The sequence below is a fragment of the Microbacterium sp. A84 genome, from assembly GCF_051842815.1.
In the GTDB taxonomy this organism is placed as follows: Bacteria; Actinomycetota; Actinomycetes; order Actinomycetales; family Microbacteriaceae; genus Microbacterium.
This window is the reverse complement of the sequence record NZ_JBPXMS010000002.1, coordinates 185,555-199,833: the sequence shown is the minus strand read 5'-3', so window position 1 is coordinate 199,833 and position 14,279 is coordinate 185,555. Positions and strand designations below refer to the sequence as shown.

The following is a 14,279-nucleotide window of genomic DNA, read 5'->3' as shown; positions in this document are numbered from 1 at the left end:
CTCCTACTTGTACCAGAAACGGTACCACTAAATGATCTTGCGCAGGGTGAACCCGCGCGGAGTCGGTACGAAACCTGCTTCCTGCAGTGCGGTGGCGAAGAGGGTGCCGTAGATCGGCTCGCCGTTGACCTTCTCCACGGTGAGCGTCTCGAGCCTGCGAGCACGGGAGGTGCCGGCAAGGTCGGATGCCGCGGCACGCAGCACCTGCGGATCGTCGTCGAATGCCAAAACAGTGCGGCCGCCGCGTTCGAGGTAGAGCACGAGTGCGCCGTCGACGAGTACGACGAGCCCACCGGCTTTGCGACCGGGGCGATGCGAGACTCCGTCGCGGTGTGGCCAGCCGAGGGCGGCGCCGTAGGGGTTCGCGGGGTCGGTCGCGGCGAGCGTGATGGCACGCAGCGGTGCCGGATCGGCAAGGTTCGCGAAGGTGCGAAGGCGATCGACAGTGGCGGATGCCGCGAACTGCGCAGCTCCCAGCTTCTCGATCACGTAACCACGACGGCAGTGACCGGCCTGTTCGAAGCCGGCGAGGATCCGGTACGCCTGAGCGAAGCCGCCCGGTACGCCCTCTGCCTGCACGGCGCCACGTGTGACGACGCCGTAGCGATCCAGCAGCAGACCTGCCGTGACAGTTGCGCGCCGCGCGGCATCCGCCGGGTCGCTCGCGGAGCCCGTCTGCGGCAGAACAGACCACCGTCCACCGGTGATCGTCGGACGTGGTGGCGTCTGCCCGGTGAATGACACCCCACGGAACGTGCGGGTGCGCGGCGCCCGCCGCACGGACTTGTGCGCCTGCGATCCTCCGGCGAGCAGCTGGCGCACCGGTGAGAACGTGTCGTTCGTGACGCGCCCAGACCAGGTGAGCGTCCACAGGGCGTCGAGCACGGACTGTTCGTTCTCGGCACCCACACGCTCGCGTAGGTGAGCGGCGAACGAGGCTCCACCTGTGCTGAGCGCCTCCAACAGACGTCCCTCGAGTGAGTCGGCGGCGATCGCATCACCGAGAATGCTCGGCTCTGGCAGAGTGAACGGCGCCAGATCCACCGGATGCAGTGACACCCATCCGTCGCGGCCGGGCAGTGTCCCTTGACCCGCCCACACCACCTCGCCGCTTGCGGTGAGTTCGTCCAACAGCGCGGGCGAGTAGTCGCGTACGCGAGAGGGCAGCACCAGCGATTCCCAGGCACTCGCCGGGATCGGCACGCCGGCGAACTGCTCGATCACGGCGAGCACGCCGTCCACGCCCTCCAGCGGACGCGTCAGGTGCTGCCAGTCCGGCAGGAACCGGGCGTACGCCTCGGGGGCGACGGGCTCGACGCTGCCGCGGATCGCGGCGAGCGACCGCATCCGCAGACGGCGCAGAACCTCGGTGTCGCACCACTCGTTCTCTGAGCCGCTTCCGGATGCTTCCGGCAGGAAGAACCCGCTCGTTACGCGGCCCGCGTGCTCCAACCGCTGCAGAGTGTGGCGCGCGACGGCAGCGCCGATCCCGAATCGGGTGGCGACAGCATCCGTCGTGAACGGGCCGTGCGTGCGGGCATGGCGAGCGGCCAGGTCGCCGAGCGGATCGGCGAAGGGCTCCAGGAACGCAACCGGAATGCCGGTGGGCAGCGCGACACCGAGGGCATCGCGCAGGCGTCCGGCGTCTTCGATCGCCGCGACACGTGCGACGCCGGCGATCGTCACCGGAATCGCCCGGCGTGCGGAGATCAGTGCGTCCAGGTGGGCGGCGGCGGTCCCGAATCCCGGACGCTCAGCGTTCGCGACGGCGAGTTGCCCAGTCGGCTCGCCGTGAGCGGGCGTGTCCGTCTGGGGGTCGGGACGCGAATCATCCAGCCGCGCAGCGACTTCGTCCGCATCCATCGGCCCCAGCATCCGGAGCAGATCGGCGACGCCTTCGAGACCGCGCACGCGGCGCTCCGGATCGAGGCGTTGTGCCTCACGCTCGAACTGCGCCAGCACATCGGGGTCGAGCAGCTCGCGCAGCTCCACGGTGCCCAGCAGCTCGCCGAGCAGTGCCGGATCCACCGACAGCGCCGCGGCCCGGCGTTCGGCCAGCGGCGAGTCGCCCTCGTACATGAAGGCGCCGACATATCCGAAGAGCAGATCGCGCGCGTACGGCGAGGGCTGTGCTGGCTCCGTCTCGACGAGTCTGACCTTGCGCTCGGCGATGGCGGTGGTGAGGCGGCGCAGCGACGGGAGATCGTACACATCCTGCAGCACTTCGCGCAGCGTCTCGAGGATCACGGGGAAGGTCGGGTGCCTGCGCGCCACTTCCAGCAGCTGCGCCGAGCGCTGCCGCTGCTGCCAGAGCGGTGTGCGCTTGTTCGGATTCATTCGCGGCATCAGCAGTGCGCGTGCTGCGCACTCGCGGAAGCGGGAGGCGAACAATGCCGACCCACCGACCTCCTCCGTGACGAGATGTTCGATCTCGTCAGCGTCGAAGACGAACAGCTCCGCTCCGGGTGGTTCGGCGTCAGCATCCGGAATCCGAACGATGATGCCGTCGTCGCTGGCCACCGCCGAGCCTTCGACGCCGAGGCGCTCACGAACGCGCGCGTTGACCGCCAGCGCCCAGGGCGCGTGCACCTTCATGCCGTATGGGGAATGCAAGATGACTCGCCAGTCGCCGACCTCGTCTCGACCACGCTCGACGGTGAGGGCGCGGTCGGTGGGGAGGGTGCCAGTGGCTTCTCTCTGCTCGTGCAGATGCGCGAGCAGGTTCATGCGAGCCTGTGCGTCGAGCCCGGCCTCGATCAGGCGCTGCGCGGCCTTCTCCGGAGTGGCGGCAGCCACCTCTCGAGAGAACGCACCGAGCGCCTCACCGAGTTCGTAGGGTCGGCCGATGCCGTCACCGTGCCAGAACGGCACTTTTCCGGGCTGCCCGTACGCGGGGAGCACGTTGACGCGGTCGTGTGTGATCTCGGCGATGCGCCAACTCGTTGTGCCGAGCGTGAAGACGTCGCCGACGCGTGACTCGTAGACCATCTCCTCATCGAGCTCGCCGACGCGCCTTCCTGCGCCCTCGCCGGCGACGAAGACGGCGAACAGTCCGCGGTCGGGGATCGTGCCGCCACTTGTGACGGCGATGCGTTGAGCACCTGGTCTGCCGGTCAGCGTTCCGGCATCCCGATCCCAGACGAGGCGTGGGCGCAGTTCGGCGAACTCGTCAGAGGGGAATCGACCGGCCAAGAGATCGAGTGTGGCTTCATATGCTGAGCGGGGCAGCGCCTGGAAAGGCGCCGATCGCCTGACGGTCTCGAACCATTCCTCGACACTGATCGGCGCGAGCGCGCAGGCCGCGACGGTCTGCTGCGCGAGGATATCGAGCGGGTTGCGCGGCACGGCGATTGCCTCGATCTTGCCTGCCAGCATCCGCTCGGTCACGATCGCGGTGTGCAGCACATCTCCGCGGTGCTTCGGGAAGAGTGCCGCGCGACTGATTTCGCCGACCTGGTGCCCTGCTCGGCCGACGCGTTGCAGACCGGATGCCGCGGACGGCGGCGCCTCGACCTGGATGACGAGGTCAACCGCTCCCATATCGATGCCGAGTTCGAGACTGCTGGTCGCGACGACGCAGCGGAGGATGCCGGATTTCAGCTCTTCTTCGACGAGCGCGCGCTGTTCCTTGGAGACCGAGCCGTGGTGCGCCTTCGCGAGCACCGGATCTGCGCCGGCGGTCGCACCAGCCTGCGCCATCATCTGAGCGGGTGGGGCGGTTGACGCCGGGAGTGGGGCGCCGATGCGCTCCGAGTAGATCTCATTGAGCCTGCCGGTGAGTCGTTCGGCAAGACGCCGCGAGTTCGCGAACACGATCGTGGAGTTGTTCTCGAGGACGCGGTCGACGATTGCCTCTTCGACGTGTGGCCAGACGGATCCGGTCACCTCGGTGTATTCGGCCGGGTCATCGTTCGTGGACGCGGCACCCGGTGGAGGCGGCGGGTTGGACATGTCGTCCATCGGTACGACCACGCTGAGTTCGAATGTCTTCGACGCGCGCGGTGCGACGATCTCGACCGGGGCCGAGCCGCCGAGGAAACGGGCAACTTCGTCTATAGGCCGTACGGTCGCTGACAGCCCGATGCGCTGCGCGGGCGCGGCATCCGGTCGTGCCGCGCGACGCAGGGCGTCGAGCCTCTCGAGGCTCACCGCGAGGTGCGCACCACGTTTGGTAGCGGCGACCGCGTGCACCTCGTCGATGATCACGGTGTGCACGTCGCGCAATGTCTCGCCGGCGCGGCTGGTGAGCATCAGATAGAGCGATTCCGGCGTCGTGATGAGAATGTCGGGCGGGTTCGTGACGAGCTTGCGTCGGTCGCTGGATGTGGTGTCTCCGGAGCGCACGCCGACGGTCACGGTCGGCGCCGCGATTCCGAGTCGGCGCGCGGACTGGCCGATACCGACGAGCGGCGAACGAAGGTTGCGTTCGACGTCGACGCCGAGCGCCTTCAGGGGTGAGATATAGAGGATGCGTGTGCGCGCAGCGCCGGGCTTGACAGGGCCAGGCTCGGCGAGGCCGCTGGCATCCGCTTTCTCCCGAAACACGCTGTCGATGGCCCAGAGGAACGCCGACAGGGTCTTGCCTGATCCGGTCGGCGCGACGACGAGCGCGTGCTTGCCTGCCGAAATCGCCTCCCAGGCGCCAACCTGAGCGTTCGTCGGCGCAGCGAACGCACCCCGGAACCAGTCTTGGGTCGCCGGGGTGAATCGGTCGAGCACATCGCTCATCTCTCCATCATCGCGGGTGGGGCTGACAACGGTGACTTATGCGACCGACGGGCGCAGAATGGGTCCGCCGCGTCGATTGCAGCAGCTCTGACGCTCAGGCCTGGAGAAATGTTCGAATGTCTGTGGCCCGGTGTTCAATGGAACCATGACCAACTCGACGATGACGAACCCAGCGCTGAACGTGCTGCTGGATGATGTCGTGTCTATGGTGACGACGGTGGATCAGACCATCAATCAGCTGATGGCAGTGAAATCAGCGCTCTTGGCGACGGCGTCGCGAATCGCAGATGATGAGCCGTTCGAGTCGGTCGATTCGCGTGAGATGGCACAGCGGGCAGTGGCGACCGAGCTCGGCGCGGCGCTACGGGTGAGTGATCGGACGATCGAGGCCCACATGGGTGCGGCGGCTCGCCTTGTGGAACTGTTCCCCGCGACAGCGGTGTCATTCGGCGCCGGCCAGATTTCGCAGGCGCATGTGCGGGTGACTATGGATGCCGGGGAGCAGATCGAGGATGCGGAGAAGAGGGCCCGATTCGAAGCGATTGTCGTCGCTCGTGCTGAGACAGAATCTCCCAACCGTTTACGGCCGTTTGCCAAGCAGGTGGCGGAGAAATTCCGAGCGCGCTCGTTCACCGAGCGGCATCGCGAGGCACGCGAGCGCCGTGCGACCTGGGTGAAAGGGTGCGACGACGGGATGGCAGAGCTGGTGGTCTACGGTCCGAGCGTGATCATCCACGGAATGCATGACCGGGCAACGCAGATGGCCTTCGCGGTGAAGCGGGCCAATGCGAAAGCGGCGAAGGCTGCTGGTGGTTCGGCGCCGGAAGAGACCGCCGACGACTTCGCGGATGAGCGGACGCTGAACCAGCTCCGCGTGGATCTGCTTGCCGATCTCGTACTCACTGGAGTGCCGACCGGCCATGAGACTGAAGACGGGCTGCTCGGTGAGATCCGGGCGCATGTCGACATCACGGTGCCGGTGCTGACACTGACTGACGCCGACGAGCTCGCATCGCCCGCGCATCTGGAAGGTGTGGGGCCGGTCGATCCGGCCACCGCGCGCATTCTGACCGGAAACGTAGCCGGGTTCGACCGAATCTTGACGGATCCGGTGTCGGGAATGGTGCTCGGGGCGGACAGGTATCGTCCCTCCGCGGAAATGCGTCGGTATCTGCGAGCGAGGGACCGGCGGTGCCGATTCCCGGGGTGCAGGTTGTTGGCGAGGCTGTGCGACGACGATCACACGATCGATCATGCGCTCGGAGGCGCGACAACGCTCACGAACCTGGCCGATTTCTGTCGCCGACATCATGTGACCAAGCACAATACGCCGTGGCAGGTTCGACAACTCGGCGGTGGAGTTCTGGAATGGACCAGTCCCACCGGCAGGAACTACATCGATCGCCCTCCTGGCATCGCGACACACGTCACCTTCGACGACGTCGAAGATCGGATGCCCGTGAATGCTCCGTTCTGACCGTCCACGATGGCCGATTGAGTTCGCGCTAGCGCGCTGCGATGGATGATCCGAATGTGTAGTCTGGCGCGGCGCGCATTGGTGGATGCCACTCCCAGGTGGTACACAGAAAGGGCACAGGTTCCACCGGAGGGGAGGAGCCTGCTTTTTATTGAGGGGACGCATGAGCGATTCGAATATTGACAACGAGGGCACGGTGCCGGAGGCCGCGGTTCCAGAGGTGACCGTTCCAGAGGTGACCGTGCCAGCACCGCCGGCACCCGTTTTTCCGTCGGCGCCGGTCACACCGGTCACACCGGCTGAGCCTGCCATTGCTGGACTTGCCGTCGCCGGGCCTGCCGCGCCTGCCGCGCCAGCCGTCGCCGCACCCACGCTCACGCCAGAGGTGAAGGGACATCTGCTCCGCGGGCTGTCCACGGCAGGTATCGCTGTCGGAGGCGCGTTCGTTGCCGGACTCATCCTGGCAATCGCCGTGGTCCTTACTGCGGGCAGCTCCTTGGGAGATCTTGGTCTGCCTATCTCGGTCGATGCCTTCAGCGGTATCGGCGGCTTCGTGCTCATCGCGTTCACGCTCGCCGGCTTCGTGTTCGGTGGGGAGATCAGTCTGCAGGTCTCCACAGGCATTGGCGGATTCGGTGCCAACGCGGGCGGTGCGCTGTGGGCGTTCCCGCTGACTCTCACGGTCGCGGTCCTCGTACTGCTTCTCTGGTGGAGCATCCGTCAGGAGCGCACTGCGCCGCTGCGCGGCATCCGCAATCGACTGCTCTTCAGCGGTGGAGTGGGGCTCGCCACGAGCCTCGTGCTGGTCATCCTCACGTTGATCTTCACCATCCGGCAGGGCGGCAGCGGCGTCGAGATCGCGATCAGCAGCGCCGGCTTCCGGATCGTGTTGTTCGGCACGATCCTGGTCGGCGGCACGGTCTTCCTCGGCCGCGTCATCAGTGCACGGGCTCGTGCAGGCGTGAACTGGTTGCGCGCCATCGGCGACAGCATCACTGTGCTGCCCAGGTTCGTCCGCGAGGCGCTGTTCTACACGGCCGGCCTCACGTTCGTGTTCGGCGTGATCACCGTGATCTTCGGCACGATCCTCCTGTGGGATCAGATCGGAGCCGGTGCGCTTCCTGTGGTGATCTTCGGTCTGCTTAATCTCATCGGCATCCCGATCATCATCGGACACCTGGGCGGTTTCACCCTGCACTCGGGGCTCGGATCCTTCGGGGGCGTCGAGACGATGACCGTCTTCAGCACCAGCGGCTGGTCATGGCTGCTCGTCGTGGTCGCGCTGCTGTTCTCGGTGGTCGCCGCGGTATGGATCGGAACGCGGCGTCCACGCAAGGTCGGGCTGAACCTCGTCGATGCGTGGAAGTTCCCGGTGGTCATCTTCGGCGCCTGGGTTCTGCACGGACTGTTCACCTTTGGCCTCACGGTCCAGGGTGGAGGCTCATTCGGCAGCGTCGGCGGGAGCGGCACGGCGGGTCTCGCGCTGGCTGTATGGACTCCGGTGGTGTTCCTCATCTGGGCGGCGGCGATCGAGTTTGGCGCGCAGTACCTGCCCGCGATCCTGTACGGTCTCTCGCCGCAGGTGCACGCATTTGTCGCAGGTCGCGCAACGGTCGGCACCTGGGTGGCTGCTCCCGCAGCCGCTGCCGTCGCCGGTGTCGCTGGCGTTCCCGGCAGTCACGACCTGATTCTCGGTGGTGCGCCGCAGGCTGAGGGTGCGCCACAGGCTGGGGGCGAGGCGGCTATGCAGGCGGTCCCGCCGATTGCACCGCCCAAGCCGCTCAGCCCTGCAGCGAAGAAGGGTCTGCTGTGGAGCGGCATCGGTGTCGGCGCAGTGATCGTGCTGGGCATCGTGGGTGCGGTGGGCGTATCCGTCCTCAACAGCACACGCACGGCGGATGCGGTCGCACTCACCTACCTGGGGCACATTGCCAGCGGAAATGCCTCGGCGGCGAACGCGCTCGTCGACCCGGATGTCTCAAACGCGGCACGCGCACACCTGACAGATGAAGTGTTGAAGTCGGCGACCGAGCGGATCTCCGACGTCTCCGTCCGATCGATCGGGATCGACGGGAGCGACCAGGCTTACCTGGAAGTTTCATTCAAGCTCGACGGAGTGACGCAGGACGGCACCCTCACGGCGGAGAAGGGCGAACCTGAGTGGCTCGTCCTCAACACGTGGAAGATCTCCACGCCCCTCGTCCAGAATGTGCGTATCGACGTCGACGGACCTGGCGTGCTGGCGATCGGGGATGTGCCACTCGACATCGATGAAAGCTCCTCATATCGCAGCACCGAGGTCGCGCTCTACCCGGCCATCTACGAGGTCACGTCTGACGGTGATGGGTTGTTCGAGCTCGAGTCCTCGCAGCTGCAAGTCGGTGCAGGCCTGGTGGCGAGCACGTATTTCGTGTTCGCTCCGACCGAGAAGCTCGTCGAAGAGGTGCAGCAGCAGGTGAACACGCTGCTGGACACGTGCGCCGAATCAACCGCGGCTCGGTCCGACGGATGCCCGCTTCGCACGTACGTCTACCCGTCCGACACTCCGGTCGCCTGGACCATCATCAGCTATCCGACGATCGAGCTCACGAGCGACGGGCTGCGTTTCTCCGCGGAAGGCGGCGAGGCGACAGCTGCGTACACCGAAACGAGTTTCGGTTCGTCTGAGGATGTCACGGATGAAGTGTCCATCTCGTTCTACGGTGAAGTCGAGATCTCTGGCGGCGACGTGAAGGTGACGTACAGCTACTAGCGACACGTGTGCTGCGCCGGCCGCCCGGATGGTGTCCGGCGCAGCACATACACGCGATGAGAGCAGGTCGGGGAGGCATCCACCGGCAATGGGTTTGATGAATCGATGCCAGCCCGCATCCGTTCTCAAACGACACGGCGCGGTCGGCTTCCCGGAAGGGAAGCCGGCCGCGCCGCGTGCATGTACAGATTCAGCTCTGCACAGATTCAGCTCTTATCCGGATATCAGCTCCGCGCGCGCACGCGACGAACCGCCGCAATCCCGACGCCGGCGAGAAGCAGAACCGCGCCCGCCCCGAGAATGCCAGCAGGCACAGCGCCTCCGGTCGTGGCGAGGGACGAGTCGTCAGCGTCAGCATCGGTAGCGTCAGCGTCCGTAGCGTCAGCGTCCGTAGCGTCCGTAGCGTCCGTGTCCGTGGCGTCGGTGGCGTCTGCATCCGTTGCGTCAGCGTCAGTTACGTCAGCGTCCGTAGCGTCAGCGTCAGTTGCGTCGGTGGCGTCTGCATCCGTTGCGTCAGCGTCAGTTACGTCAGCGTCCGTAGCGTCAGCGTCAGTTGCGTCGGTGGCGTCTGCATCCGTCGCGTCAGCGTCAGTTGCGTCAGCATCGGTAGCGTCCGTAGCGTCAGCGTCCGTAGCGTCAGCGTCGGTTGCGTCGGTGGCGTCTGCATCCGTCGCGTCAGCGTCAGTCACGTCAGCATCGGTTGCATCGGGTGCATCGGTTGCGTCAGCCGCGTCGGCATCGGTTGCGTCTGCATCCGTCGCGTCAGCATCGGTAGCGTCAGCATCGGTTGCGTCTGCATCCGTTGCGTCAGCGTCGGTTGCGTCGGTTGCGTCGGTTGCGTCGGTTGCGTCAGCCGCGTCAGCGTCGGTTGCGTCGGTTGCGTCGGTTGCGTCGGTTGCGTCGGCGTCCGTCGCGTCAGCGTCAGCCGCGTCAGCATCCGTCGCGTTAGCGGTGACATCGATGATCGCCGCGGCGTCGAAGCCCTCCGTCTCCCGGAGAGCGAAGACCTGGCAATCGCGGTCGAGCAGATCAGCCGTGTTGCTCTGCACGAACCGGTTTCCGTTGCCGATACGACTCAGCGCCAGCTCGTAGCCGCCCTCCTCCGGAGCAGGACCGCCACAAAGAGAGATTGTGACCGACGAGCCAGCGTCACCATTCACGGTGAGCATTCCATCGGTGATGGTGGCGTCTCCCGCGCACACTGTGACAACGGCGTCTGCGTCGATGGCGATGGGGGTATTCACGACGTTGGTCGTGACGTCCCAACGCAACGTGTCGCCGATCTCGATCTGGGAAGACTCCGGCGTGACTGCCATGGCCGGGCGCAGAGCGGCACCGGCCGCGACGAGTTCGGCTCGCTCTTCATCCTCAATCCCCGTGAGGAAGCAATAGGTGCCCTCGCCGTAGTCGGGGTTTGTGATGCACCAAACCATACTCTGCAGATTTCCCCGCTCGAAGCTGGTCATGTCGGTGGCGCCGACCAGGTCGTTACCGAAGAAATCAGTGCTGGTGTACCCGTACTCGATGAGCGCGCTGACCGCGTCGATCTGGTCCTGGCTCAGCCGGGTGGTCTCGATGTCTTCGGGAAACGGAATGGTCACGGCGGTGACGGTGTCATCCCGCTCCTGCACGAGCTCGCCGCCGGAGCCGACGCCGCCGCACGTGTGCAGATCGGCATCGGTGCAGAACATCCACGTGGTGACGGGGCCATCGACGGTGGCGTCGTAGTACACGGCGCACACGGCCGGGGTGGAATCGATCCCGGCGCGACCGTTCACGTCGTACAGCGGCACAACCTGGCCGGCGTTGTACGCCGCCAGACGGGCACCGTTGACGGTGGCGAGGTTGGTGTAGCCGTTGACGGTTCCGCTCGTCGCTGGCTCGAACGTTGTATCACCCGCGCACTCCTGCGCCGTGAATGCAGAAGCGGGAATGGTCGGTCCCTCGGCTGCATGGGCCGGGGCGGGGTTCGCCACAGTGAGGACGAGCGCGCCAGCGATGAGGAACATCGCCGTCAGCGCGGCGCTCATCTTCTGGCGTAGGGGACGGGTGGGGTTCAGGCGCGTGGGCACGCGGATCTCCTTCGTGGGGATGCGAGATTTATCTCTGAGGACCCGACGCGCTCGGGTCGGCGAGGCGCGTCAAAGGTCGTGCGTCGGGGTGCGCACAGATATAGAGGCGCGACGCACATAAAATGTTACGCCAATAAATATTGCTTCTTTAGTAAAAGCCTGTGAGCCCTTCTGATCACGAGTCCGAACGCTCGACTGACGGCGGCTCCGGCTCCCAGGTCGTGGCGAGCGTGCCCAGATGATCGGCGAGTGCCGCGGATCGCCCGACGGATCAGGATTCGTTCGGAACGATGATCCAGAGCAGGATGTACGCCCAAAGCGACAGCCCGGCGAACAGCACGGCAAGCACAGTGATCACGCGAACCGTCGTCGGGCTGACACCGAACCGGGTGGCGAGCGCGGAGCACACGCCTGCGATGACGCGACCCTTGCGGGGCCGTACGAGAGGATTCATGCACCTATCCTGCCTCCCGCGACCGTTCGGCAAAACCCCTGCTCGTCGATTTCCAGCGTGAGGTCGAGCTCCAGCCGTGCGAGGAAAGCGTCGTCGTGACTGACAACCAGCACGGCACCGCGATACGCGCGCAGAGCATCGACGAGTTGATCGACCGTGTCTAGATCGAGATTGTTTGTCGGTTCATCCAGCACCACGAGGTGTGGTGCGGGGTCAGCCAACAGCAGCTTCGCCAGCGCAACCCGGAAGCGCTCACCGCCAGACAATGTGGCTACTGGACGGTCGCTCGTGTCGCCGCGGATCAGGAATCGCGCCAGACGATTGCGCAGTTCTTTCTCGGGAATGCTCGGCGCAGCCTCGGCGATGTTCTCGACTACCGAACGGGATTCGTCGAGCCCGTCGATGCGCTGCGGCAGGTACCCGATCCGGTCGGTGTGGGCTTCAGCGATGAGGGCGCCGTTTTGGCCGCCGTCCACCAGACGCTGCAAGAGCGTCGTCTTGCCGACGCCGTTGCGGCCGATCAGCGCCACTCGCTCGGGACCTTGGATCACCCAGGACCGCTCTCCATCGCTGATCGTGGCGATGCGTCGAGAGCTCGACACACCCGGATCGGGCAACTCGATCTTCATCGACGCGTCGCCGCGCACCCGTCGACCGGCCTCGTCGAGCGCAGCGCGCGCGTCATGCTCCTTCTCCGCGACCTCGGTGCGCAGCTTTCCCGCCGACACCTGGGCAGTCATCTTCCTGCCGTTCGCGATGATCTTCGGCACTCGCTTCTCAACGAATGCCTTGTTGGCCATGCGCGCGCGGCCCGCGAGTTTCGTCTCGGCCTCGATGCGCTGGCGCTTCTCCTTCTTCAGGCTCTGCTTCGCATCGCGTTCGGCCTGACGCGCAGCATCCTGCTCGGCATCCAGCCAGGCGCGCCATGCGGAGTATGGCCCGCCGAACACGCTCAAGTTGTGCGCGTACAGCTCGGCCGTGTCATCCATCAGCTCGAGGAGTGACACATCATGGCTGACGACGATCAGCGTTCCCTTCCAGGAGCGCACCATGTCGGCGAGCTTTGCGCGAGCATCGCGGTCGAGATTGTTGGTCGGCTCGTCCAGCAGCGTGATCGGCGCGTGCCGAAGGCGGATGCCTGCGATCGCGACGAGCACCGCCTCACCGCCGGAGAGTTCACCGACGTTGCGGTCGAGGAACGACGGATCGAGGCCCGCCTCGGCCAATGACACCTCGGCGCGTGCCTCGATGTCCCAGTCGTCGCCGACCGCGTCGAAATGCTCGGATGCGACGTCGCCGGCGGCGATGGCGCGGACGGCGTCGAGGGCATCCGCGACGCCGAGCAGCTCGGCGACTCGTCGATCGGTGTCGAGAGTGAGGCGCTGCGGCAGGTACGCGACGTCACCGGTGGTGGCGATGTATCCCGTTGTGGGGGTCAGATCGCGGGCGATCAGGCGCAGCAGCGTGGACTTGCCTGAGCCGTTGCGGCCGACCAGGCCGGTGCGTCCGTCGCCGAACGATCCGGTGAGCCGGTCGAGCGCAGTGGCGCCGTCCGGCCAGGTGAAGGTGAGGCGGTCGAGGGTGACCGATGCGTGAGGGGTGTGCAATGACAATGGGTGTCTCCCGAAGATGTGCGGATGCACTGACACGGGTCGCCGCTCGACGCCGAGAAGGCGGAGGCGAAACCGGTGGGAAGGATCGTCGTGTCAGCGCGCGGAAAGAGGAGCGCGGAGGCGACAGATCAGATCAATGAACTTCCAAACACGGCGGACAGGACTCGTCGATGCTACCCGGGCGTGTCGCGAATGTCCACCGTCCGGAGGATGCCGCGGCGTCTGAGACCTCGTACGGTGGAGTCATGGCTGACAACGAGATGAGCGGCAGCGAGATGCGCCAGCGACTGAGTTGGGGTGCCGGCATCGCCATTGGCATGGGTGTCGGCGTCGCCACGGGGTCGGCGTTGGACAACATGGGCGTCGGAATCGGGATCGGCATTGCGATCGGCGTGGCCTTCGCGATTGCGATCGGCTCAATCGGGCGGCGCCGCAGGCCGAAGGCCGATGACGCCGTTGAAGACTTTCCCGACGAGGATGCTCCGGGCTCAGCCCGCTGAGTCGTCCCGCCACTTCTCCAGAAAGATCTTTACGTCGAGCAGTTCGGCCTCGGAGATGCTGTGGGTGAGGCCGGGGTAAACGCGTCCGGTGAGCTCTGAGTGGCTGGGTAGCCACTGCGATGTGTGTGCGATCAGGGGCGCCGGAATCACGTCATCGTTCGTGCCTCGGCCCCAGAACACCGACGGGCGTGATTCTTGCAGTGCCTCATCATCTGGCAGATCACCGGGTGAGGCGTAGCCACTGAGGGCGACGACAGCGCCGAAGCGCGCAGCATCCAACCGCAACGCCTGCAGCGACACCGCGGCCCCCTGCGAGAAACCGAGCAGCGCGATCCTCGGCGACTCGCCGGCCTGGGCAGTCGGCACGTCGCCGGCATGAGCATCCAGCCAGTCGAGCACGGCGCGCGCGGCGTGGGTTACCGCATCCGGATCTCGACCATTCAGACCGTCGATCGGATACCACGAGCGGCCAGGCGCCGGCCACGGCGGCGTCAGAGGGGCGGCGATCGACGCCACGGCGATGCCCTCAGGAAGATAGGGAACGAGCCCGAACAGGTCATGCTCGTCGGCGCCATAGCCATGCAGCAGCACGAGTAACGGCAGTCCGTTGCGGGTGTCGGGAGCCCAGCGCGTAGCATCCGCGTCGAGTGTCAGGTTGTCGCTCACAGACACCATCCTGCCAG

General features: G+C 66.0%; 8 protein-coding genes. 3 read left to right on the top strand and 5 right to left on the bottom strand.

Going from position 1 to position 14,279, the window contains the following annotated elements; all coding sequences use genetic code 11:
- Nucleotides 1–27: 27 nt before the first annotated feature.
- Nucleotides 28–4,728, bottom strand: a complete 4,701-nt coding sequence (locus tag ACSU04_RS11315) for an Lhr family ATP-dependent helicase (RefSeq protein ID WP_439289569.1) — start codon at nt 4,726–4,728, stop codon at nt 28–30.
- Nucleotides 4,729–4,873: 145 nt separating this feature from the next.
- On the opposite strand from ACSU04_RS11315, the gene ACSU04_RS11310 reads away from it, so the two are divergent.
- On the top strand, nt 4,874–6,205 hold the full coding sequence (locus ACSU04_RS11310; RefSeq protein ID WP_439289568.1) for a DUF222 domain-containing protein: 1,332 nt from the start codon (nt 4,874–4,876) through the stop codon (nt 6,203–6,205).
- Nucleotides 6,206–6,368: 163 nt separating this feature from the next.
- Complete coding sequence (locus ACSU04_RS11305; protein ID WP_439289567.1) at nt 6,369–8,957, top strand: hypothetical protein; 2,589 nt, start codon at nt 6,369–6,371, stop codon at nt 8,955–8,957.
- A gap of 224 nt (nt 8,958–9,181) precedes the next feature.
- Here ACSU04_RS11305 and ACSU04_RS11300 read toward each other — a convergent pair whose 3' ends face one another.
- The 3 genes from ACSU04_RS11300 to ACSU04_RS11290 all read right to left on the bottom strand — a co-directional run bounded on the left by ACSU04_RS11300 (nt 9,182) and on the right by ACSU04_RS11290 (nt 13,090).
- Nucleotides 9,182–11,029 (bottom strand): hypothetical protein, encoded by a 1,848-nt coding sequence (locus ACSU04_RS11300; RefSeq protein WP_439289566.1) that lies wholly within the window; start codon nt 11,027–11,029, stop codon nt 9,182–9,184.
- A 271-nt stretch (nt 11,030–11,300) separates the two neighbouring features.
- Nucleotides 11,301–11,483, bottom strand: a complete 183-nt coding sequence (locus ACSU04_RS11295; RefSeq protein ID WP_439284899.1) for a PspC domain-containing protein — start codon at nt 11,481–11,483, stop codon at nt 11,301–11,303.
- The gene (locus ACSU04_RS11290) at nt 11,480–13,090 is read right to left on the bottom strand and encodes an ABC-F family ATP-binding cassette domain-containing protein (RefSeq protein WP_439289565.1); all 1,611 of its coding nucleotides are present in this window, start codon (nt 13,088–13,090) and stop codon (nt 11,480–11,482) included. The genes ACSU04_RS11295 and ACSU04_RS11290 overlap by 4 nt, the downstream gene beginning before the upstream one ends.
- A 251-nt stretch (nt 13,091–13,341) precedes the next feature.
- Here ACSU04_RS11290 and ACSU04_RS11285 point away from each other — a divergent pair, with 251 nt between their 5' ends.
- Nucleotides 13,342–13,596, top strand: a complete 255-nt coding sequence (locus ACSU04_RS11285) for a hypothetical protein (protein ID WP_439284895.1) — start codon at nt 13,342–13,344, stop codon at nt 13,594–13,596.
- Here ACSU04_RS11285 and ACSU04_RS11280 read toward each other — a convergent pair.
- On the bottom strand, nt 13,585–14,262 hold the full coding sequence (locus ACSU04_RS11280) for an alpha/beta hydrolase (RefSeq protein ID WP_439289564.1): 678 nt from the start codon (nt 14,260–14,262) through the stop codon (nt 13,585–13,587). The two genes, ACSU04_RS11285 and ACSU04_RS11280, sit on opposite strands and share 12 nt — an antisense overlap.
- Nucleotides 14,263–14,279 lie beyond the last annotated feature (17 nt).

Coding starts and splice junctions, on each gene's coding strand:
- ACSU04_RS11315 (WP_439289569.1), bottom strand. CDS start 4,728: ATGAGCGATGTGCTCGACCGATTCACCCCGGCGACCCAAGACTGGTTC.
- ACSU04_RS11310 (WP_439289568.1), top strand. CDS start 4,874: ATGACCAACTCGACGATGACGAACCCAGCGCTGAACGTGCTGCTGGAT.
- ACSU04_RS11305 (WP_439289567.1), top strand. CDS start 6,369: ATGAGCGATTCGAATATTGACAACGAGGGCACGGTGCCGGAGGCCGCG.
- ACSU04_RS11295 (WP_439284899.1), bottom strand. CDS start 11,483: ATGAATCCTCTCGTACGGCCCCGCAAGGGTCGCGTCATCGCAGGCGTG.
- ACSU04_RS11285 (WP_439284895.1), top strand. CDS start 13,342: ATGGCTGACAACGAGATGAGCGGCAGCGAGATGCGCCAGCGACTGAGT.